Here is a 21,921-nt window from a genome sequence, read left to right on the forward strand (position 1 = left end):
GAGCGGGTTATATGTCAGCAAGGGATTGAAGGTTTATAATTTGGGGAATTAGGGCTAAAGCCCAATAACAAATTAATTTGAATGAAAAATGGGTCATCGAGAAAAAGTTATTGTTTCACTGGGTGTAATTGCATCAATTACATCTTTGATAATTGGGATGGCAAGGACAGCTACGGTATCGGAAAAAACTATGGTGAAACCGGATTATCAGCGATTGGAGCATTTATTATTAGCAAAACAATTTACAAAAGCTGAACTACAAACCTATAGAATCATGCTGTTGGTTTTAGGAAAAAATCCGAAATATTCTGATCCAATTAAGTTAAAAAAACGAGATATTGCTAAACTTCCCTGTGAAGATTTAAGGAAAATAGAAAAAATTTGGCATCCTTATACCCAGGGAACTATTCATTTTAGAAATAAAATCATGAGTTGGCAAAATGATCAACAAAATTTAAGTTCTGCGATTATTTCCCGCTTGGATATTTGTAGAATTGAAGATATCAAAAATTCCACTGTTAAGCAGCACGGTTCCGAAAAGCAGACAATTTTTTCCTGATTTTAGTATTAGCGTTGATCAAGTTTTAGGGAAAATAGTATGATTGAGAAAATAAGACGGAGTTAGAAATAGAAACCGGGTTTTTGTTGTTAGCTTGACTTCTGCAATTAAGATTTATTGCAAAACCAGGTTTCTGGGTTGCATCGAAACTCTGTCGGTATTTGTGCGGGCGGATATAAGGAAATTAAATTGGTAAAAATTGAAGATCTAAGGTTTGTTCTAAGGTATAGGGACAAACTTCGGGAAAGATTTGTTCACCGAGTTTTGTTTCTCGAATAGCTAAGGCTAATCCTAATTCATAAGCATCGGGTAAAACTTGATTCAAATAGGGCTTTAAACTGGGACTATCTTGTAATAAAAACTTAATTTGTACTCGTTGTTCTCGAATTGTTCCTAACCAGCTATTGGTTCGTTTATTAGGTTGAAATTGCCATTTTAATAAATGTCCTAAGAGAATCCCTAATCTATTTCTAAGTTCTTGCCGTTCTTTCCTGCCCAAAGCTTCTATTTCCTCAATTAAATTTAGATGATCTAACTGTTGCCATTGTTTAGTTTTAAGCAAATTAACTTGATTTTGAATCCAACCATAAAAATCGGTTTCATATAAATCCGTCATATTTCCTCCTTTATTTTGATGAATTGATCCCTTTAAACCTTTCTTTTGCTGTGCTAAAAGCCTCTTTCATCACCGCTTGAATTTTTTGCGAATCAGGTTTTTTCCCTCCCATTAAATCCCCGAAATAAACACAAGCTCCTTCCCCTAATGCCCAAGTATAGGCGGCAGCCCAAGACGCAGCAATAACACTCCCAAAACCGGGGATAAATTTAATTAGTTCCCGACCGATCATTTGGGCGAAAAACCCTCCAGCGATCGCACTAACTAAACCTCCAGCTTGAGAAATATTTAAGATTTTTCCATAGAGATTTCCTAATAACACCACTAGAGAAACTTGTAAGGCTGTTAAGACAGGCATAGTGGCAAAAGGAAGGGGAACTGCTGCAACGGTCGCCGCCATAATACTAAAGGCTAAAATATACCGTCGTCCCACATCTCGATAGATGTTTCCCAGTTGATTATTAACCTCTCCATTTAATAATTCATGAATCGTTCGAGCTTCGGCTTCAGGAAGCAAATCAGCTAAGGTATCCCGTAGAGATTCTAAGCCATAAAGTACAGGATTATAACCATCTTCTTCCAGAGTAAAATCAATTAAAACCGCCTGATCATACAAGCCTTTAAACGCTATTTTTAAGGCTGCAAAAGCCCGAATAATATCCTCAAAATCCGGGGGATAAATCGGATGATTTTCAGTTTGGGGCGGATAAATTTCATGGAGGCAAGTAACCACTAATAGACAGGGAATATTAGGATAGGTTTTGCGTAAGCTTTCGGCAATTGTGCGGAGGGTATCGGTAGCAAAATCATTGATTTTAACCGTTAAAATTAGAACCCTAGCCCCTTGACTTTCTTTCTGCAAATCGCCGATTAATTCTTCAATTATGATGGAAGTATCTTGGTTGATATCTCCTAAACCAACGGTATCTTTAAAAATGAGTAAAGGTAAATCATTAGACGGATAAGCATAACGTTCTGTATTTTGGGTATGGGGCCGAAATCCTTGACCAATAATTTCGGCTGAAACTCCCGTTAATCCCCGAACAATTGAGCTTTTACCCGCTTGAGGTTTACCAATTAATAGGGCTTCTGTCGTGGGGAGTTCTGCCCGAATTGTTTCTAAAATCTCAGCAATTTGTGTTTCATTGACATTAAACCATTGGACAAAGGTTTTAGCGATTCGGTCAGTGGGGAATAGTCTTTTTAATTGTTGGGTTGTCCGACGCCAACCCCCATTGATCCGAGGGAGATTAGCCGATGTCGGTTGATTAGAGGGTTGGGTATCCGGGGTTTCAGTCATAGGTTGGATCTGATATTTTCCAAATAGAGCTAATCGGTTTAATATTAATAGTATGCTAATGGTAGCGTACTTGTTTACAAGTAGTGTTAATGTTGAGGTAGCATAATTTAATTATACTCATGGTAACAAAGAATATCAGAGCCGTTACTTACGTTCCACCGGACTATCATAAAAAACTGCGTCAGTACATGAAACGGCACAACTTAACTGAAAGTGCCGCTTTAGTTCAGATGATTAAACAGTTCTTTGATGGGGAACAACCTCAATTCAATTCTGAATTAAAAACTGAGGTCGAAGAAATTGTACAAGAGCAACTGAAACTGTTCAAAGAAGATATTGATCTTTTAAAAGATCAAATGTCTTTAATGCAGCAGTTATTAGACAAAAAAAACTCCAGCGAAACTAACCGTCGATCCTCAAATTCTGTGAATAGTAATCATCCCAGAAGTTTATTGAGGTTAACACCAAAAACAGAGGAAGAACTCACTCGTCGCTTAGGGGTAAATACAGGAAATGTTGCCAAAGAATTTTCTAAAGGTGCAGAACATTTTAGTCATTGGAGTCAACAAAAAGATCCCAGTGGTATTGGTTGGCACAGACGGGGCGATGGTTTGTACTATCCTGTCTAAATAATCACATCATACTCGCATTTTTTTCTGATAACCTGCTACCACTAGGAATATTAAATTATGAGTTGTTTGAATGATTAGGGTGTAGCCAAAGTTTAGGGTTTGCACCCTGATCAACTAAACCTTATAATTGCCTTAAAAGATTAATTTGTGGTCAAAATCCTTTGATTTTAGGTAACACCATAACTGATTATTAATCCTCTATTTCTACCCAAACCGTAACCGCAGCAACAGCAATCAACATTTCATCATTTTTGTCTTGAAATTCTTCAATTGCCCGTCCCTGTACCACCATTCCCCCATTTTCAACGGTAAGAGTTTTCTGTCCAAAGGGTAAAACTGCTAACACTTCTTCGGTTCTTACTTGTTCAGGATAGGGAACGGCCACTTGCACTTCTACAATCATTTGATTCGGATGATCTAACCCGGCAACTTCCCAAATTCCGGGTAAAGCATTATGGGCGATCGCATTTCTTACCGCCCTCGCCGCGGCAACGGTGGGCTCCTGTCCGTGTTGATCCACACCCATTCCCATTTCAATCACAAATCGTTTTTTAGCCATAATTTTTTCGGTTATTTTTGACAGTATTTTAAGTTTATTCAGGAGATATTATACTAGAAAAGTGATCTTAATGGCTAATAGCTTGAGTCGTATATTCAGAAGAATCATGGTCAGAAAGTGTTTCTAAACACTCAACATTGACATTCATTTGTGTCATTTCCACATCTCCAAAAATCGTCGCAAAAGCCGTATCAGCCGCATCTCGTCCCGTCCCTATTTTAATTAATCCATTGCGGGGTGCTAGACGGGTTGCGTCAAATAAATACCAGCGATCGCCTAAATAGGCTTCAAAATAAGCATGAAAATCCGGCGGTTGCAGTTTATAAGCATAACCCGAGGAAAACCGAGCCGGAATATTTAAAGCTCGACAAAAGGCAATTCCTAAATGGGCAAAATCTCGACAAACCCCCGCCCGTTCAGTTACCGTATCAAAGGCAGAAGTATGTTGATCACTACTCCCTGACAAATAAATAACATTATCATAAATCCAATTACAAATTGCCGTAATTCGGGAATAATCGGGGAGTAAATAGCCAAATTCCGATTGAGCTAACCGCATTAATCGGTCAGATTGACAATAGCGGCTGGGATAAATATATTGTAGGATTTCTAGGGGAAGTTGAGCGATCGGAACTTCATGAATCGTTGTGGGATTGGTTTCTTCATAAATCACATCAACAAGGGCTTGATAGGATAGGCAAAAGGTTCCCGAGGATACATTAATCCGCAGATAACGATTGCCTAAAACCGGATTCAAATATTCCTCATAATAGAGATGGGGATCTAACTTTAGAGATTCTTCTAATATCCGTTGATTGCGGGTTTTAGCAACATTAATATTAAAAATAAATGTACTATAGTCCCTGACTTCATACTCTAGTTGACAACCCACTTTAAATTTCATATTTCCCTACCTCTTAACTAACTTAAGTTGATATCGATATAACGCCACCGGATGACCACTTGCCTCAAAGAAATTGGGATCTTTAGGGGATAAATAAACCGCCGTTACCTGATCTGCAACAATTGATCCCACTTCCGATTTTACTTGATAAGCTGTGGTGGTTTCGACTTCATTCAAATAAATTTGAGAGGAACTTTCAAACAATTGTTGACTGATTTCTGTTGCAATAAACCGATCCTCACTGGGAATTTCACTACTTCGACCCGTCACCGTTGAAGTTAATTCCAGATTTCCAGGTAAAACCGTAAGTTGACGATTAGGATTAGTTGGATCGATCCTAACCGATAAAATCCCATTTTCTCCCAAAGTTGCCTTGCCAATATTAAAGCTATTAAAAGCGCGATCGCCCACTATCTTAAGAGAGATTTTATCATTATTTTCTGAGTCTAAACCTAGTTGTGGAAAAAATAAAGTTAGGGGAAAAATCTGTAACTTAGGTAAGGATTCCACCCGTTTAAACCGAACCTGAAACTGAAGCGGTTGATTCAGAAATTCGGAACCATTTTTAAACCCAGGAGTGGTAATTTTAGGCGCGAGGGGAGCCACTTTATCTACTAACGTACTCGTCACCTCCCATTCCCCCTCCATCCATGCGGGATAATACAAATCTTCTTTCACCGCTTGTACCATCGGTTTATGATTCCAATTGGGAAACGCCGACAAACGGTCTGCCAACTGTCCCGCTTGAGCTTGGGTTTCTCCAACGATTAAACCCACAATTAAACTAAGAATCAGAATTAATTTTTTCATTTTTTTATAAGGAATAGGAAACATATAATCTGTAGGGGCGAGGTTTTCTCGCCCAAAACCATAGCCGTTTTTAAACATCCCAAAATTTGGATGATTAATCCTACAAACTTTCCAGGGGAGTTGGTTCCCAAACTTCCCCATATTGTTCTTTTAAACCTTGCCAATTTTCCACCTGTCCTGGCTCATATTCTCCGGGTTTTCCCCATTGTAAAAAGGCACTTAACGCTACTTCATTTTGTTCATTCAGGAACCGAATAGCATAGGTAGTAAAATTGCCCCGTTTCGCTTCTCCGGTTTCAAATTTTACCTGTTTAATATGATCCATATTTAGATGAAATTCAAAACCCTCGGTGTGCATATTCGCATATTTTCCTTTGGGTAATTCTGCATAAAATAGTTTTTCAATCTTTCCCCGTACTTCTAATACAGCCGAACTACTGGTTACAATTAACCGTAAAGTTCCTAAACTTTCACAATCTTCTAAAAACGCTTTGAGATTACCCATGGTTCAAGTTCCCAATTTAATTAGTTTTTAAGACTTAATTTTACTAGATTTTTGGGAACTTCAACTTAAATCTTTTTGAGATATATTTTTACTTAGGCTTTTCATGCTTTTCATAAGCCGCCACAATCCTCTGTACCAAGGAATGACGCACCACATCCGCTTGAGAAAATTCACAAAACGCAATTCCCTCAACATTTTTTAATATTTTTAAAGCCGTTGTTAATCCCGATGTTTGATTGGGTAATAAATCCGTTTGGGTAATATCTCCGGTGACCACCATTCGAGAACCAAACCCTAAGCGAGTTAATACCATTTTCATCTGACCCGGGGTAGTATTTTGGGCTTCATCTAAAATCACAAAGGAATTGTTTAACGTCCGACCCCGCATATAAGCAATGGGAGCCACTTCAATTACCCCGCGTTCCATTAAATTTGCCGTTTTTTCCGGGTCAATTAATTCATACAACGCATCATATAATGGTCGTAAATAGGGATTAACTTTTTGTTGTAAATCTCCAGGTAAAAACCCCAATCTTTCCCCAGCTTCCACCGCCGGGCGAGTTAAAATTAACCGTTCATACTGATCAGATAATAGGGCTTGTAACGCTAAAATTGCCGCCAAATAGGTCTTTCCTGTTCCCGCCGGGCCAATACAAAAGACTAAATCATTGCTACGCATCGCCTGGATATATTGGCGTTGACGAAAAGTTTTTGCCCGAATTTCTACTCCTCGCCTGGTCTTCGCCAAAACATCACGCTGAATATCTTTAAAAACATCCTCTTGATGAGTATTAATTGCATGGCGCGCCGTCAGGATATCCACAGAACTAATCGGTTTTCCATCTTTCCATAACTCGCTCAAAGATGTAACTAATTTTTGACACAATTGAATCTGACTGGCGGTACCACTGATTAGCAATTCCTGTCCTCGCATAACTAGTTCAGCCCCCGTTTGTTGAGATAGAACTTTAAGATTATCTTCTTGATAACCAGAAAGCGCCATGGCACTTTCCATACTGGGTAACCCAAGGGTGAATCGCTCAGTCATTAGATATTACAAAATTGGTTTTTTTGGTACTAATTTTCAAGACTTAAAAGTTGGGTAAAAAGGTATAAAGTATAAATATAGCTAAAATATGATGACTTTTATTATAAAAATTGAAAACCAAATTACCACTACCCATTCGCAATTCGTAATTCGCAAGAGAAGACGTTGGGCAAAATTGTTAGGGTTGGTTAAACCCAATTCTGCCCAACAGGAGAAAACTAATCCAACGACTTAACCCGCCTTGAGCAATGGTTAGGGCTTCACTGCTAAGAACAAAATTAAGATCACCTCATTCTTCATATCTTCGGTTCAAACGAGGCTTAGAAGGGGCTGAACGGACTGGACGAGCTTGATCCGAATATTGACCAGGGGAGCGCTGATTAAAGCTCTCCCTGGGTTCCCTAGGACTCGCGGGCTCATCGGACTCGCCATTGTTGTAGATATCCAAATAGACCGTTTCACCAGAAGATGCAGCCAGGGCCGTTAAAACCATCCGAATCGCTTGAATATTGCGTCCTCCGCGACCATAAACCCGTCCCTTATCTTCGGCTTCTACAGCTAACCGAATCCAAGTTCTGCGTAGGCCAGAAAAACGTTCACAATCGACCTTCAGGGATTCTGGAAATTCCAAAAACGGCTTGAGTAAAAACCGCACCAGTTCGTCATAACTGGGACTAGACTGCGGATTCTGCGACAGTGGCTTCGGGTTGGACTCCAGACTTGAGTAGTTCAAAAACATTTTCTTTTCTCAGGATGTCACGCACAGTATCAGTCGGTTGTGCCCCTTGCTGTAGGCGACGGATAATGCCAGCCTTATCCAATCGAACTTCGTCGGTTCTGGGATTGTAGAAGCCCAGTTCTTCTAGGGGACGACCATCTCGGCGAGACAAACTATTCATCGCCACAATGCGGTAACTAGCTTCCCGCTTTTTTCCGAATCTCTTTAAACGCAGTTTGATCATTATTGATGCAAAACACTTCTCTATGGATTGTAAGCTATTTTTCAACAACCGAGTCATTTGTTTGGGATAAACTTTAGCCAACACTTGCTGTATGGGCGATTCACCCCTCAAAACGACTCAAACCGTCAGAAATATTATGCCATCACCCATTCTATCCCACTGGATTGACCTTAAAAAAAATAGTCGTAAATTTCTATTCCCCGCTTTGGGTATTGTTGCCCTAATCTTGATTTTACAGATCGGGAAACATTTCCGTACCCCGACCCCGCCCAAAAACTCATCCGTTTATCAACCCCTAACCGAAATTCCCGCCACCGCCCAAAAAGTCACCGTTGGGGTTTTTGCTCAAAATATTTATGAACTGAATGCTTCGAGCAATACTTATTATATGGATTTCTATTTATGGTTACGTTGGAAAGGCAAAATTGACCCCATTGCTAACTTAGAATTTATGAACGGTGTTGAAGACTGGGGAAGAATCATCGAGCCCGCCTATCCCGAACCCAAAAAACTCAAAGATGGCAGTTTATATCAAATTATGCGGGTAGAAAGTCGATTTCGAGAACCCTTTGAATTTTCCCGTTATCCCCTAGATGAACAACGGTTAGGGGTAACAATTGAAAATGCCGTTTATCCATTAAATCAGTTAGTCTATGTCGCAGATACAAAAGAATCCGGTTATGCCGCCGATTTAACTGTTCCCGGATGGAAAATTAGAAATTCTGCAATTAAGACTTTATCCCATCCCTATCCCTCTAATTTTGGTGATTTAGACGAAGGAAAAAATAACTCGATTTATTCTACCCTGCGGTTTGAAATGCACATTTCCCGTCCCCTGAGTTTCTTTACCTGGAAATTATTACTCCCGTTATTTGTAGTTTTGTTTTCTAGTTGGGGTTCCTTATTACTTTATCCCATCTATATTGACTCTCGAATTATTCTTCCCGTCACCGCTTTATTAACGATTGTATTTCTGCAACAGTCCTATTCCGATGCTTTACCTGATGTTGGGTATTTGGTTTTATTAGATAAAATCTATGCCTTAGTCTATGTTTTAATTATTGCCGGGATTTTAGAAACTATTATTACCGCAGATTGGATCAAAAGTGAACATCCCGAATCCATTGTCCGAGTCAAGAAACTTGACCGATGGTTTTTAATCGCAAATATCGTGATTTTATCGGGGGGAATGATTCTATTTTTGCTATTTTAAAATCAAGGATTCTGTCGGTTGGGTTTCTCGAAGTTTAACCCAACCCTTTTTTTCTGTTAGTTTGATTTTATTCCAGATTAGTTACAAATTCAATCATTTATTCTATGACGCTGACCTAAAATATAAGGTGCAGATTGTAGAATTACTGTTTTACCACATCCAACACCAATTAACAGAAAAGCTGACTTTCTCCCTTGACTACGTTTTGGGTTTAATTCACCTTTAACTGCTAAGTCATGCAGTTTTAATAAGGATTGCTCTTGGTGAGGATAAAGTTCTGTTTTATGCTTTTGATATTCAATCTCTAAGTATAGCTAGTTCTTCATTAGCAATATTGAACTGTGGCAAATTTTGCTGAAATGACAAGTTACGATCAACGGTAATAAAAACATCAAACTCTGTCTCTGCTAAACCAAGGAGTTGACCATTTTTAATTCCTGACCATCCCATTTGGGGAACTGTTTTGACCTCATAACCAACAAATTCTCTAGCCAACCTACGATCTATACACTCATCCAAGAGAATCTTCATATTAGGCTACCCTGCTGAACAGTTGTTTTTTAGCTTCTTCTAGCAAGGCAATAATTTGTTCTCTACTAACAGTTGGAAATCCATTAGTTAATATTAATCCCTCAGATAGAGATTTATTTTCTAGTTTAACCATTTTTACCGGGATTGGGTGCGATCGCTTATAATTAAACTAACTCCATCATCTTTCACCCGTCTCAATAATAAGCAATAAAAAGAAACCCAATTTCTTCAAGAAATCAGGTTTCAGCGAATCACTAATATTTGATAATTAACTAATTGCCAATTTTAGGCGCGGTCACAGACAGGAATTTCCATCTACTCGGTTTAACTTCTGGCGTTTTTTGCGCTAAAGTCGGAACGGAATGCCGCATTAATGCTGTTAACTGTGTGGTGGTAGAATCATAGACCTGGGTTAATATTTTGGGATATAATCCAATCCCAATAATCGGCACCAATAAACAGGCAATGATGAACACTTCCCGGGGTTCGGCATCCACCAGTTTTTCGTTTTTAACTAACTCTTTATTCTCGGGGCCGTAGAGAATTTCACGCAACATCGACAGCAGATAAATTGGAGTTAAAACCACTCCAATGGCGGCTAATAAAATCACAATGACTTTAAAAGTTGGGTTATAGGCATCGCTAGTGGCAAACCCAATAAACACCATTAATTCAGCCACAAATCCACTCATTCCAGGTAAGGCTAGGGAAGCCATACTGCAAGCTGTCCACATGGCGAAGACCTTTTTCATCTTGACGCCAACCCCACCCATTTCATCCAACATCAAGGTATGGGTGCGGTCGTAGGTACAGCCGACTAAAAAGAATAAACTTGCCCCAATTAACCCGTGGGAAACCATTTGTAACATCGCCCCACTCATACCAATATCGGTGAAGGATGCCATCCCAATTAATACAAACCCCATATGGGAAATTGAGGAATAGGCGATTTTGCGCTTGAGGTTTCTTTGGGCAAAGGAGGTAAAGGCGGCATAGACAATATTTACCACCCCCAAAATTACTAAAATCGGGGCAAAAGTCGCATGGGCATCGGGTAACATTCCGACGTTCATTCTTAGTAAGGCATATCCCCCCATTTTTAACAGAATGCCTGCGAGTAACATATGGGCGGGGGCAGTGGCTTCTCCATGGGCATCGGGAAGCCAAGTATGCAGGGGGAAAATCGGTAATTTCACTCCATAGGCAATGAGAAACCCACCATATAATAACAGTTGTAAATTCAGGGGATAGTGTTTAGAAGCGATCGCCTGCATATCAAAAGTGACCGTATCCCCAAAGAAGGCCATGGCTAAAGCCCCGACCAGGATAAAAAGAGAACCTCCTGCTGTATAAAGAATAAATTTTGTAGCAGCATAGAGGCGTTTTTTCCCACCCCAAATTGATAGAATTAGGTAAACTGGAACTAATTCCAATTCCCAAACTAAAAAGAACAGCAACATATCCTGTACCGCAAAGACAGCAATCTGTCCGCCGTACATTAATAACATCAGAAAATAGAATAATTTGGGTTTGAGGGTGACCGGCCAAGCGGCTAAAGTCGCTAAAGTGGTGATAAATCCGGTCAAAATAATTAAGGGCATGGATAACCCATCGGCTCCCACCGACCAATTTAAGTCTATTTGGGGAACCCAAGCATATTTTTCTACCAGTTGTAACCCTGGGGTCTGAAAATCGTATCCCGTATTAAAACCATAAATCAGAATAGCAAAATTGATCAGCCCCACAATTAAAGCGTACCATCTCACCGTTTTTCCATCTTTATCGGGAATAATTGGAATGAATAATGCCGCGATAACTGGAAATAAGATGGTAATTGTTAGCCAAGGAAAATGTTCCATAGATCAAGCACTAAATGAAGGAATTAAAATTAAGCTACAATCAGTTAGCACGTCTAACCACTGTCAACTGGTACGGGCGGGTTCCATTAGATATTTGTTAATTATATAAATCTTGATGAACCCGCCCCTACAAATGATAACTGATGAATTTACCCAGTAATTCCTGAGAAGACTACGAAGCCGAGAACGGCTACAAATACAATCAGGGCGTAGAATTGGGCGCGACCATTTTCGAGGTATTTTAAGCCTTCTCCGGTGACTAAGGTGACTAACCCGGTGAGGTTAACGGCGCCATCGACAACCCGATAGTCTACTTCCATCACTTGTCGTGCTAATCGACGACTTCCCCGAACAAATAGCACCTCGTTAATATCATCCAGATACCATTTGTTCTTAGAAAAATTGTAAAGGGCTGGGTATTTTGTAGCGATCGCCACGGGGTCAATTTTACCCGCCAAATACATTAAATAGGCGACACTAATTCCAATTAAAGCAATACCAACGGAACTTCCTGCCATAATCAAAAATTCCGTCAATTCAAATTCCGCCAAATGTTCTTGAACCTGTTTCAAACTTTCCCCGGGGGCGTGAATAAACAGTTCAAAAATATTATTAAACGGAGTCCCCACTAACCCAATAAATACCGAAGGAACCGCTAAAACCATTAACGGTAAAATCATCGTAATCGGGGATTCATGGGGATCGTGGCTATGGCCGTGATCATGATCGTCTTCGAGTTCCTCGGGATTCATCGCCCCAGGGCCAAAGGCAAATTGAGGGCCATTAGCTTCCGTTAACAGATTTTGTTGAATGGTGGTGTCATTCCCTCGGAATTTGCCTTCAAAGGTCATGAAATACATTCGGAACATATAAAAGGCAGTCATTCCGGCCGTTAACCAGCCGACTAACCATAATATCGGGTTGGCGGCAAAGGCATTACTGAGAATTTCATCCTTTGACCAAAAACCCGCAAAGGGCGGAATACCGCAAATCGCTAAAGTTCCCACCAGGAAACAGGCGGAGGTCACGGGCATATATTTGCGTAACCCGCCCATCAGACGCATATCCTGGGCCAAAACTGGTTCATGGCCGACCACAGCTTCCATCCCGTGAATCACCGAACCCGAACACAGGAATAACATGGCTTTAAAATAGGCGTGGGTCATCAGGTGGAATAGTCCGGCACTGTAAGCTCCAACTCCCATGGCCATCACCATGTAACCCAATTGGGAAATTGTCGAATAGGCCAGTCCTTTTTTAATGTCATTTTGGGTGAGGGCGATAGTGGCCCCCAAGAATGCCGTAAAACATCCGGTAAAGGCAATAATATTCATCACTATCGGCAACCCTTCAAATACAGGGTACATCCGAGCCACTAAAAACACTCCGGCGGCCACCATCGTGGCGGCGTGAATTAAAGCAGAAATTGGGGTTGGGCCTTCCATGGCATCGGGAAGCCAAACGTGCAGGGGGAATTGGGCCGACTTAGCCACCGGGCCCAGAAAAACTAATACTCCTAATAAAGTGGCTAAAATCACACTCAGGGAACCCGTTTCTACCGCTTGTTCCAAGCGTTCCCCCATTAAGTCAAAATCAAAGGTATTGGTAGCCCAATAGATGCCTAATATTCCTAAGAGTAAACCGAAGTCACCAACCCGGTTGGTGACAAAGGCCTTCTGGCAAGCATCGGCTGCGGGTTTGCGATCGTACCAGAACCCAATTAACAGGTAGGAACACATCCCCACCAGTTCCCAGAAAATATAAACCTGAATTAAGTTTGGGCAAATTACTAGCCCTAACATGGAAGAACTAAATAAACTCAGATAGGCATAAAAGCGTACATATCCGGGGTCATGGGCCATATAACCATCGGTGTAGATCATGACCAGGAAGGCGACGGTAGCCACAATAGCCAGCATCACGACCGCTAGATGGTCAATGGTATAACCCATCGTTAGTCTAAAGTCTCCGGCCGCTGCCCAGTCAATAATATAGGTGTAGGGAGCATGACCGCTGAGTTGACTCCAAAGCAGGGCAAAAGATAAGACCATGGATGCCCCTAAGGTTGAGACGAGGAAGGTTGAACAAACTTGTCTCAAATTGTTAGTGGCGGTGTTGAAGGAAATCAGCCCAATTCCAACCAGGGTTGCACCTAATAGGGGCAACACGGGAATTAACCAGGCGTATTGATAGAGAGGTTCCATAACTATGTCAACTTTATAGTTCTTAATGAACTTGCCAAAACTGTTGATAATTTTGACATAGAGTATGAACCTTATGAGTAAAAATTCCTGAAATCTTTCTTAGGAAGTCACCGAAACCGTAAATTTAGGACTACGTTCGGGGGATTGTATCATACACAAATCCCCCTGGTTCTAGGCTCGTAGCCAATGTCAATTTCTTTGTATCTTTTCTGCTCCACTAAGAATTAACACAGATGAGATGACATTTGAGCAACCCTGACTACTGCTTGAAAAAATTCCTTTAGAAAATTGTTAAATATTATTTCAAAACCCTCAAACTAGCAACGCTAACAATCGGATAATTAAGGGTGATGTTCCCCCATCTCCTTAATTATCAATAAAAAAACAACGATAAAACCCGGCAAAAAATTCAAGAATATCAAGGAATCATCAATGAGTTGAAAACTTGCAATGTCTAGTTGTTGATGACATGATCGCTAAACAATAAAAAATCTCAGTTATCACAAAAGGAAATAAATTGTGACCTTGAAATTATTCCTAAGTGTAAATATTTGAAGCATTCATAATTTCTGGCTTCTTGAAATAAGTCTTTATACTCGGCACAATATTCATCTATGATGGCAACTGTTGGCTGAGCCTCTCTCGCCAAATGCTTCAGGATTTGTAATTCTACATCCATTACCCCACCTATCTTGTAGAGTTTGATCTTTTGATTCTTCTATATTATTATACTTGGAGAATAACAAAAGAGGGATAAAGCCCGATTTTCGGACTTTATTTTGAGAAAACATTCATTATTTCTATCAACACGTTGGTTTTCAGATCGCTCAAGATATTTAGTTAATATAGTTATCAGTTTGTAGGGGCGGGTTCATCAAAATTTTATTAATCAACAAAGATCTGACTAAACCCGCCCTTACTTAACAGTTATCAGTTAGCAGTTATCAGTAAATAGTCTATTAAACTTTTGACTCTTACAATAAAATGAGCAACCTATTAATTATCTTGGCTGAAGTTAGCCTAGTAATCATTGTTTTTCTATTCTTGATTGGTCTGGTTAGAAATTCATCCCAACTTTTAATTAAATTTTCCCTCTTTAAAAGCAACGATTCCCGAATCAAAACCCTGCGCCAAAACATCACAAGATTGTTGGTATTAGTTGGCTTAGTGCTGTGTATTTTGATTGTCGGGGTGAATGGTTTTTTACTCTATCAAGGTGAAAATATTCAACAATATACACTCGATTTAATTAGCCGTATTCCCCCAGAATTTTGGATTAACCTCGGAATCGGTATTGGTCAAAGTATTGGTGCTGTTGTTGTAGCATTAATCGCTCTTAAACTGCTGAAATATTGGCTAAAAATAGCCAGCACTCGTGCCAAAAACATCGAAAGAAGCACCGCCGATGATGAAAGTATTGATGCTTTTTTTACCGCCCTTTATCAAAGAATCCGAGGCGGAATATGGCTGTGGGTAATCATTTCCTGTACTCAATTTCTCAAATTACCCGCCATCGTTTCTGAATATCTCTATATCGCACTACGGATCTATCTGATTATAGCAGTCGGATTACTGGTTTTAAAAGCCGCCGCCGCCATTGTCGATACCCTAGATGTTCTCACCCTCAAATACTCTAACTCGGATAACCTGTTGCGATTTTATGCTCGTCTGCAACACCTCATACCTTTATTAAAACGGTGTCTGGAATTTGTCATCTATGTTTGCATCGCCACATTAGTAACACAACAGATCCAATTAATCGCCCAACTTTCTACTTTTGGTCTACGAATTATTAAAATTATTGCCCTAATCTTCTTGAGTCAGGTGTTATTTGAAGTTGTTCACTTATTGATTGAAGAAGTGGTATTTAAAGAGCAGAATTTGACAGACATCCAAAGAAGTAGACGCTTAACATTGATTCCGTTGTTTCGGAGTTTATTGCAATATTTAATATATTTCACCGTTGGAATTTTCATTCTTTATACCCTTGATATTAATCCCACTCCCATATTAGCGGGTGCGGGGATTGTCGGTATTGCTATCGGTTTAGGAGCCCAGACCCTAATTAACGATATCGTCAGTGGGTTTTTTATTCTGTTTGAAAACTACTATTTAGTGGGTGATTATGTTGAGTTGAGAAAAGCTGAAGAAACAACAGTAGAAGGGATTGTTGAAGCCATTGAACTCAGAACAACCCGCATCCGACATCCCAATGGTCAATTACAAATTATTCGCAATGGCGATATGGGTTCCATTACCAATTACTCCAAACAATATGTTTTTGCCGTAGTAGATGTTAGCGTCCCTTATGATTCTAATTTAGCTTATATTTATCAAGTCATTGAGGAGGTAGGACAACAGTTAAAAGCCAATTCTACAGATATACTGGAACCCACACAAATTGATGGCGTAGAAAATCTGAGCGAGTCTAACTTATTGTTACGAACATTAACCAAAGTTAAGCCCGGAAAACATCTTCAGATTCAGCGGATTTTGCGAAAGAATTTTATGGATACCTTGTTAAAGGAAGGAATTCTACTTCCGGCTCACCCTGAAAGTAGTGAAGACTAATTTAGCATGATTGGGGGGTGTTATAAATCTTAAAATATAGCGATCAATTTTGTAGTATGATTATTCGCAGGAACTACAATCACTAATCTAGTCCTGCATAAAGATCACAAAGATTGGCATTAGCTAACCCAAAATAGTATCCCACCTCGGTAATTTTGTCCCAAATTTATTAACAAGTAGCCAGGATATTGTTATGAAATCACCCTCAAAAAAGGCTCCGACAATTGGACTCGTGGAAGTACCCGCCCTGGGGCTATATGAAAGCCGTTTGCTGATGAAAAAATGTTTCGAGAAAGGTTTATCAGGTAAAGCGTTGGAAATATTTACTCAAGAAATTATTTCAGACACTTCTATAGATTGGCAGACCCTAGAACAAAAATATAACTTTGTTTATTCAAAAGAACACGCCATTCCCGATCAGCTTTTTGATCAACTAAAAGGCAATTTATAAAGAATAAAAAATCAATAATTTGCACTGGTTCAACCCAAAAGCCTTTATTTTTTTGATCAAAAAAGCATGAGTGATCCTAAACCCAAAATTCGTATCGAACATCTGATCAAGATCTATGGAGAGAATTGTGGTGCTGCCCTGAAGTTGTTTTCCCAGGGAGCCAGCCGAGAAGCTATCTTACAGGCCACAGGTCAGGTTCTCGGTATTGCCGATGTATCTTTGACCATTAACCCCGGCGAAATTTTTGTGGTGATGGGTTTGTCCGGTTCTGGTAAATCGACTCTGATTCGTTGTATTAATCGTTTGATTGCCCCAACCAGGGGACACATTTATATTGATGATGAGGATATTGCTTATATAGATGAAAAACGAATTCGTCAAATTCGCCTCACTAAAGTATCGATGGTATTTCAGCATTTTGGGTTATTTCCCCATCGAACTGTCGTGAATAACGTAGAATACGGGCTAAAGTTACTGGGAATGAGTAAAACCCAACGTCGGAGAAAAGCGTTGGCGACCTTGGAAGTGGTTGGGCTGGCTCCATGGGCAGACTATCGACCCTCGGCTCTGAGTGGGGGAATGCAGCAAAGGGTGGGGCTGGCTCGTGCTTTGGCAACGGATGCCGAGATTTTGCTGATGGATGAACCGTTTAGTGCCCTCGATCCCTTAACTCGTAGAGAGATGCAGAATGAATTATTACGACTTCAGAAAGAGTTGAATAAAACCATAGTTTTTATTACTCACGACACTCCCGAAGCCTTAAAATTAGGCGATCGGATTGCGGTGATGAAAGAGGGGGTGATTGTTCAACTGGGGACACCAAAAGAACTGTTAAATCAACCGACTAATGACTATATCCGTGATTTTATTCAAGATGTTAATCGAGGGCAAATCCTCAAAGCTGGCACGATTGCCCGTCCAACTATTTGTCTAATTCTCGGTCAAGATTTAGATCAAGTCAAACTCCAACAGATACAAAACCAAAACCTCCAGCGAATTTATATACTCAATCCTGACCAAGAACCGATAGGTTTTATTGATCCACAACAGCTTGATCTGGAAATTCAGCAAGACCTTAAAGACATTACCAATCAATTGATACAAACCAACTTTTCCCAGGTGAAAGCAACCGCTCCTTTAGAAGATATTTTTCACCTTTACCGCAACGAACCAAGCCTAGTTGTGGTTGATGAAACCGGAAAGTTTCAGGGAGTTTTAGAACAGGCAGATGTCCTTGCTAGTCTTAGTCGGTTTGGCGAAGTTTTTGACCCCCAAAAAGAACCCCTCAGCATCAATATTGCAGGAGAAAATCTATGATTAAAAAACGCCTGAAACAATCAACTTTGCTAGTTCTGGCCACTCTATTTCTGATCGGTTTAATCAGTTTTTCCTCCCGCGCCCAAACAACAACTGATTCTGCTTTGTCTGGAAAAACAGTAACTGTTCGTTCAGGGACAAGCGATTGGATTGAGGATCGGTTTCAAACTGAGATTGTTAATATCGGCTTGGAGAGACTCGGTTACAAAACAGCACCACTGGTAGCGGTGGCATATCCAGCCTTGTATACCGCCGTCGCTAATGGTGATTTAGATATTGCTCCCGTCTTTGGAGACCCCGGACATAATGAATTTTATCAAAATGCTGGCGGTGAAAAAAAGTTGGAGAAAGTCGGTCTACTTTTTCCTCTGATACAGGGCTATCAGATTGATAAAAAGACTGCCGACAAATATGGAATTACTAACTTACAACAATTTCAAGATCCAAAAATTGCCCAGCTATTTGATAGCGATGGAGATGGCAAAGCCGATCTGGTTGGTTGTGATCCCGGTTGGAGTTGTGAGTTAGAAATAGAACATCAAATGGATGCTTACAAACTGCGGGATACGGTGGAAATCAATCAGGGAAATTATACTGCCTTAATTGCCGATGCCTTAACTCGTTACAAACAAGGAAAACCGTTTTTTTCCTATGTTTATAGTCCTTTCTGGCTCGGTCAGGTGCTGAAGGTCGATCAAGATGTTATTTGGTTAGAAGTTCCTTTTACCACCTCTAATATTGGAAATCTTACCGCTAAAGATACATCTGTAAATGGGAAAAATCTGGGGATGGTTCTGGGTAAATATCGAGTGATTGCTAACCGGAAATTTTTAGCCGCCCATCCATCGGTTAAACATTTCTTGGAACGGGTTAAGATTCCTTATGAAGATATGATTCAGGAAAGCTATCGGATTAAAAAGGGTGAAGATAAACCCCAAGATATTCGTCGTCATGCGGAAGAATGGGTGAGGCAAAATCAAGACCTTTTTGATGGGTGGTTAGCCCAAATCAATCAGACCAGCAACCAGCTAGGGGAAAAACCCTCAAGTATAATAAACAATACTACTAACAAAAGTTTAGAAGGACTGAATATCTTACTAAATCCCTTCGGGCTTTACACCATTCCACTAGATAAGTGGATTACAGGCGGCATTAATTTCCTGGTAGACAACTTTCGTCCCTTTTTCCAATCTTTTCGTATTCCTATTAATTGGTTACTAACAGAAGTTCGCGGTTTATTGTTGGCTATTCCCCCTCTGATTTCTCTACTTTTAATTAGCTTGATGACCTGGAAAATTGCCGGAAAAGGTTTGGGCATTTATAGCCTGCTTGCCCTAACGTTAATTGGTTTTGTTGGGCTGTGGGAAGCCGCGATGGTTTCCCTTGCCCTAGTGGTTACGGCGGTTATATTTTGTATCATAGTCGGCATTCCCTTGGGTGTAGCCTGTGCGCGGAGCGATCGCTTTGAGCAAGCCTTTAGACCCCTGCTCGATGCCATGCAAACCCTGCCCACTTTTGTCTATCTGGTTCCCGTCGTCATGCTCTTTGGGATTGGAGAAGTTCCGGGGGTAATTGCTACAATTATCTACGCCCTTCCCCCCTTAATTCGCTTCACGAATTTGGGCATTCGACAAGTCTCAACCGAAGTGGTGGAGGCGGCCTATGCTTTTGGTTCAACCCCCGGACAAATTCTGTGGGAAGTGCAAATTCCTCTAGCCATACCAACGATTCTGGCGGGAGTGAATCAAACGGTGTTGTTTGCTTTGGGAATGTCGGTAATTGCTTCGATGATTGCAGTTCCGGGACTGGGTTTAACGGTATTACAAGGAATGGGGCGTTTGGATGTGGGGATGGCGGCAGTGGGAGGACTCGCAATTGTTTTGTTGGCAATCCTGCTTGACCGGATTACTCAAGCTATAGGAAAGACCAATAACTCTTGAGATCTCTATTCTGTAGTGTTCAAAGAGCGGTTACCTCTGATATTGAACCGATGCGATCGCTTTCCTCCGAAACACAATAAGCCTGAATTAGTGTGTATAAATCAGTATCTCTTTCTAATAAACAGGCATGACCGCTATCGGGTAAAACCACCATTTGAGAATTAGGTAAAGTTTGGGTTAAAAATCGAGCTTCTAATACCGAAGGTAATAATCTATCCGCACCACTGGCAATCACTAAAACCGGAATATTAACTCGATTTAGCTCGGATTCAGTGGGTTGAAATAATCGTAATAATTCTAATCGCCAAACTGAAGTTTTTTGAGGAATGGACTTCATTGCCATTAATAAAGCTTGACGTTCTGAGGCTTCAATCCGTCCTAAAGCGGCTAAAAAAGGCAATAAAACGACAACAGAACTGGGATAAAACCAATCGGGAACCCATTGGGTTAAATAGGAACCCCATTGTAACCAAGGTTGTTGTTTAATCGATGATGCGGGATTAACTAAAATTAAACGACTAAACCAATGGGGGGCAAAAATTGCCACTAATAAAGCTAAACATCCCCCAAAGGATTCTCCACATAAATAAATTTCCCGTTTGGGGTTGGTTTTACGTTCTATTTCAATTAAATCTATGGTTTTTTTAACTAAGGTTTCCCAGTCCGATTGATCGGTTTGGGGAATGGTTAAACAACGAATTTCAAACCCATCCATTAACCGAGGAATTTGAACTGTGAATAGTTGACCTGTTCCATCCATTCCAGGGAAAAATAGGAATAGGGGCAAATCGGGTCTGGGGGCAGTGGGTTTAAGAAAATTCAAGGTATTTTAGGTGAGTCTGGTTAATATTCCCCGTTGTTGCGCTTCAGCGCCATCTTAGAGGTGCTCAAGTGTAACAACAAACCTTAGTATATTGTCTTTCTTTGTTGCTGCTAAGGCTGTTAAGATTGCGCTGAAGCGCAACAACGGCAACAACGGTTGCTAGATATTTTGTAACAGAATTTCGGGACAAGTCCGTTTCATTAAACCCGTGAGGACGTTTCCAGGGCCAATTTCTACAACTTGTGCCACCCCTAATGTTGATAATTGTAAACAAATTTCTCGCCATCGCACAGAACCCGTCATTTGTTGGGTGAGGCGTTGTTTTAATAGCGTTGCATCGGTGGTCGGTGTGGGATCAACATTGGATATAACCGGAATTTGGGCATTATTAAAGGAAATTCCGTCTAAAATCTGTTGAAATTGTGTGGCAGATTCCTGCATTAAGGGGGAGTGAAATGCACCGGAAACGTTTAATTTTACCGCCCGTTTGACTTTAATATTAGCTAAGACTTGATCAACCGCTTCTGGGGTTCCAGAAATTACCACCTGGGCGGTACTATTATCATTTGCCAGAACAATATTGGGGGTTTGTTGAATTTGTTGATCCAGTTGTTCTCGATCAAACCCAATTAACGCTGCCATTTGTCCCCCCGCCGCACTACTCATTAATTCAGCGCGACATTGAACTAATTTTAAACCCGTTTCAAAATCAAAGACTCCCGCCGCATACAAAGCCACATATTCCCCCAAGCTATGACCCGCGACATAATCGGGAGATTGTCCTTGTTGTTTTAACTGATCAACTAGTAGGCTTTCAAGGACATATAAACTAGGTTGAGTATATAAAGTTTGAGATATTTTATCTTCGGGATGTTGACAAATTTCAGGAACAGACCAACCCAGAATTTTTTCAGCTAATTTTAATCGTTCTTGATGTTCAGACTGTTCAAATAAATTCGATCCCATGCCAATTTTTTGTGAACCCTGACCCGGAAAAATCCATGCTGTTGTTGTCATTTTTATTAGTTAATTGTCAATTGTCAATTGTCAATGGTTAATGGTTAATTGAGGACGCTCCCCCTGCCTCCCCTGCCCCCCCCGCCCCCCCCCCCCCCCC

The 21,921-nt window shown here is 40.5% G+C and carries 23 protein-coding genes and 1 pseudogene; 8 read left to right on the forward strand and 16 right to left on the reverse strand.

Annotated elements, in window-relative coordinates; genetic code table 11:
* Window positions 1-88 precede the first annotated feature (88 nt).
* On the forward strand, window positions 89-559 hold the full coding sequence (locus tag PL11201_RS12780; RefSeq protein ID WP_079679170.1) for a GUN4 domain-containing protein: 471 nt from the start codon (window positions 89-91) through the stop codon (window positions 557-559).
* Between the two features lie 184 nt (window positions 560-743).
* Here the strand turns inward: PL11201_RS12780 and PL11201_RS12785 are convergent, their stop codons facing one another.
* A complete protein-coding gene (locus PL11201_RS12785) occupies window positions 744-1,175 on the reverse strand; it encodes a DUF29 domain-containing protein (RefSeq protein ID WP_079679171.1) in 432 nt (143 codons plus the stop codon).
* Between the two features lie 10 nt (window positions 1,176-1,185).
* On the reverse strand, window positions 1,186-2,475 hold the full coding sequence (locus tag PL11201_RS12790; protein WP_079679173.1) for a YcjF family protein: 1,290 nt from the start codon (window positions 2,473-2,475) through the stop codon (window positions 1,186-1,188).
* A 119-nt stretch (window positions 2,476-2,594) separates the two neighbouring features.
* Here PL11201_RS12790 and PL11201_RS12795 point away from each other — a divergent pair, with 119 nt between their 5' ends.
* Window positions 2,595-3,104, forward strand: a complete 510-nt coding sequence (locus PL11201_RS12795; RefSeq protein ID WP_079679175.1) for a hypothetical protein — start codon at window positions 2,595-2,597, stop codon at window positions 3,102-3,104.
* Between the two features lie 193 nt (window positions 3,105-3,297).
* Here PL11201_RS12795 and PL11201_RS12800 read toward each other — a convergent pair whose 3' ends face one another.
* The 5 genes from PL11201_RS12800 to PL11201_RS12820 all read right to left on the reverse strand — a co-directional run bounded on the left by PL11201_RS12800 (window position 3,298) and on the right by PL11201_RS12820 (window position 6,933).
* Window positions 3,298-3,666: a Lin0512 family protein gene (locus tag PL11201_RS12800; protein ID WP_079679177.1), complete on the reverse strand. Its 369-nt coding sequence runs from the start codon at window positions 3,664-3,666 to the stop codon at window positions 3,298-3,300.
* A 67-nt stretch (window positions 3,667-3,733) separates the two neighbouring features.
* Window positions 3,734-4,570, reverse strand: coding sequence for a transglutaminase-like domain-containing protein (locus PL11201_RS12805; protein WP_079679178.1), 837 nt, complete (start codon window positions 4,568-4,570; stop codon window positions 3,734-3,736).
* Between the two features lie 6 nt (window positions 4,571-4,576).
* Entirely contained in the window at window positions 4,577-5,380 is an 804-nt protein-coding gene (locus PL11201_RS12810) for a DUF6816 family protein (RefSeq protein ID WP_079679589.1), read from the reverse strand.
* 100 nt (window positions 5,381-5,480) lie between these two features.
* A complete protein-coding gene (locus tag PL11201_RS12815) occupies window positions 5,481-5,885 on the reverse strand; it encodes a ChuX/HutX family heme-like substrate-binding protein (RefSeq protein ID WP_079679180.1) in 405 nt (134 codons plus the stop codon).
* An 88-nt stretch (window positions 5,886-5,973) separates the two neighbouring features.
* Window positions 5,974-6,933, reverse strand: coding sequence for a PhoH family protein (locus tag PL11201_RS12820; protein WP_079679182.1), 960 nt, complete (start codon window positions 6,931-6,933; stop codon window positions 5,974-5,976).
* Window positions 6,934-7,021: 88 nt separating this feature from the next.
* On the opposite strand from PL11201_RS12820, the gene PL11201_RS26490 reads away from it, so the two are divergent.
* The gene (locus PL11201_RS26490) at window positions 7,022-7,168 is read left to right on the forward strand and encodes a hypothetical protein (protein WP_159451539.1); all 147 of its coding nucleotides are present in this window, start codon (window positions 7,022-7,024) and stop codon (window positions 7,166-7,168) included.
* Window positions 7,169-7,222: 54 nt separating this feature from the next.
* Here the strand turns inward: PL11201_RS26490 and PL11201_RS12825 are convergent, their stop codons facing one another.
* A complete protein-coding gene (locus PL11201_RS12825) occupies window positions 7,223-7,588 on the reverse strand; it encodes a KH domain-containing protein (RefSeq protein ID WP_234996680.1) in 366 nt (121 codons plus the stop codon).
* 19 nt (window positions 7,589-7,607) lie between these two features.
* A complete protein-coding gene (rpsP, locus tag PL11201_RS12830; RefSeq protein ID WP_079679590.1) occupies window positions 7,608-7,895 on the reverse strand; it encodes a 30S ribosomal protein S16 in 288 nt (95 codons plus the stop codon).
* A gap of 91 nt (window positions 7,896-7,986) precedes the next feature.
* Between rpsP and PL11201_RS12835 the strand changes: the two genes are divergently transcribed.
* The gene (locus tag PL11201_RS12835; RefSeq protein WP_234996681.1) at window positions 7,987-9,108 is read left to right on the forward strand and encodes a ligand-gated ion channel; all 1,122 of its coding nucleotides are present in this window, start codon (window positions 7,987-7,989) and stop codon (window positions 9,106-9,108) included.
* A gap of 297 nt (window positions 9,109-9,405) precedes the next feature.
* Here PL11201_RS12835 and PL11201_RS12840 read toward each other — a convergent pair whose 3' ends face one another.
* The 5 genes and pseudogenes from PL11201_RS12840 to PL11201_RS12855 form a co-directional block, all read right to left on the reverse strand.
* A complete protein-coding gene (locus PL11201_RS12840; protein WP_200816762.1) occupies window positions 9,406-9,639 on the reverse strand; it encodes a DUF5615 family PIN-like protein in 234 nt (77 codons plus the stop codon).
* Window position 9,640: 1 nt separating this feature from the next.
* The gene (locus PL11201_RS27345) at window positions 9,641-9,772 is read right to left on the reverse strand and encodes a hypothetical protein (protein ID WP_255377643.1); all 132 of its coding nucleotides are present in this window, start codon (window positions 9,770-9,772) and stop codon (window positions 9,641-9,643) included.
* A 139-nt stretch (window positions 9,773-9,911) separates the two neighbouring features.
* Window positions 9,912-11,498 (reverse strand): NAD(P)H-quinone oxidoreductase subunit 4, encoded by a 1,587-nt coding sequence (locus PL11201_RS12845; RefSeq protein WP_079679186.1) that lies wholly within the window; start codon window positions 11,496-11,498, stop codon window positions 9,912-9,914.
* 149 nt (window positions 11,499-11,647) lie between these two features.
* Entirely contained in the window at window positions 11,648-13,702 is a 2,055-nt protein-coding gene (locus PL11201_RS12850) for an NAD(P)H-quinone oxidoreductase subunit 5 (RefSeq protein ID WP_079679187.1), read from the reverse strand.
* Between the two features lie 526 nt (window positions 13,703-14,228).
* Window positions 14,229-14,381, reverse strand: a pseudogene (locus tag PL11201_RS12855) (IS701 family transposase); the annotation flags it as partial.
* A gap of 305 nt (window positions 14,382-14,686) precedes the next feature.
* Here PL11201_RS12855 and PL11201_RS12860 point away from each other — a divergent pair.
* The 4 genes from PL11201_RS12860 to proX all read left to right on the forward strand — a co-directional run bounded on the left by PL11201_RS12860 (window position 14,687) and on the right by proX (window position 19,981).
* Window positions 14,687-16,273 carry a mechanosensitive ion channel family protein gene (locus PL11201_RS12860; protein WP_079679191.1) on the forward strand — a complete coding sequence of 529 codons (1,587 nt, stop codon included), beginning with the start codon at window positions 14,687-14,689 and terminating at the stop codon, window positions 16,271-16,273.
* 193 nt (window positions 16,274-16,466) lie between these two features.
* Window positions 16,467-16,724, forward strand: a complete 258-nt coding sequence (locus PL11201_RS12865; RefSeq protein WP_144017743.1) for a hypothetical protein — start codon at window positions 16,467-16,469, stop codon at window positions 16,722-16,724.
* Window positions 16,725-16,790: 66 nt separating this feature from the next.
* Window positions 16,791-18,041: a quaternary amine ABC transporter ATP-binding protein gene (locus PL11201_RS12870; RefSeq protein WP_079679192.1), complete on the forward strand. Its 1,251-nt coding sequence runs from the start codon at window positions 16,791-16,793 to the stop codon at window positions 18,039-18,041.
* Entirely contained in the window at window positions 18,038-19,981 is a 1,944-nt protein-coding gene (gene proX / locus PL11201_RS27080; protein WP_234996682.1) for a glycine betaine/L-proline ABC transporter substrate-binding protein ProX, read from the forward strand. Before PL11201_RS12870 ends, proX begins: the two co-directional genes overlap by 4 nt.
* 19 nt (window positions 19,982-20,000) lie before the next feature.
* Here proX and PL11201_RS12885 read toward each other — a convergent pair whose 3' ends face one another.
* Window positions 20,001-20,804: an alpha/beta fold hydrolase gene (locus tag PL11201_RS12885; protein ID WP_079679194.1), complete on the reverse strand. Its 804-nt coding sequence runs from the start codon at window positions 20,802-20,804 to the stop codon at window positions 20,001-20,003.
* A 159-nt stretch (window positions 20,805-20,963) separates the two neighbouring features.
* On the reverse strand, window positions 20,964-21,821 hold the full coding sequence (gene fabD, locus PL11201_RS12890; RefSeq protein ID WP_079679196.1) for an ACP S-malonyltransferase: 858 nt from the start codon (window positions 21,819-21,821) through the stop codon (window positions 20,964-20,966).
* Window positions 21,822-21,921: the final 100 nt, after the last annotated feature.

Source organism: Planktothrix sp. PCC 11201, assembly GCF_900009135.1.
Taxonomy (GTDB): Bacteria; Cyanobacteriota; Cyanobacteriia; order Cyanobacteriales; family Microcoleaceae; genus Planktothrix.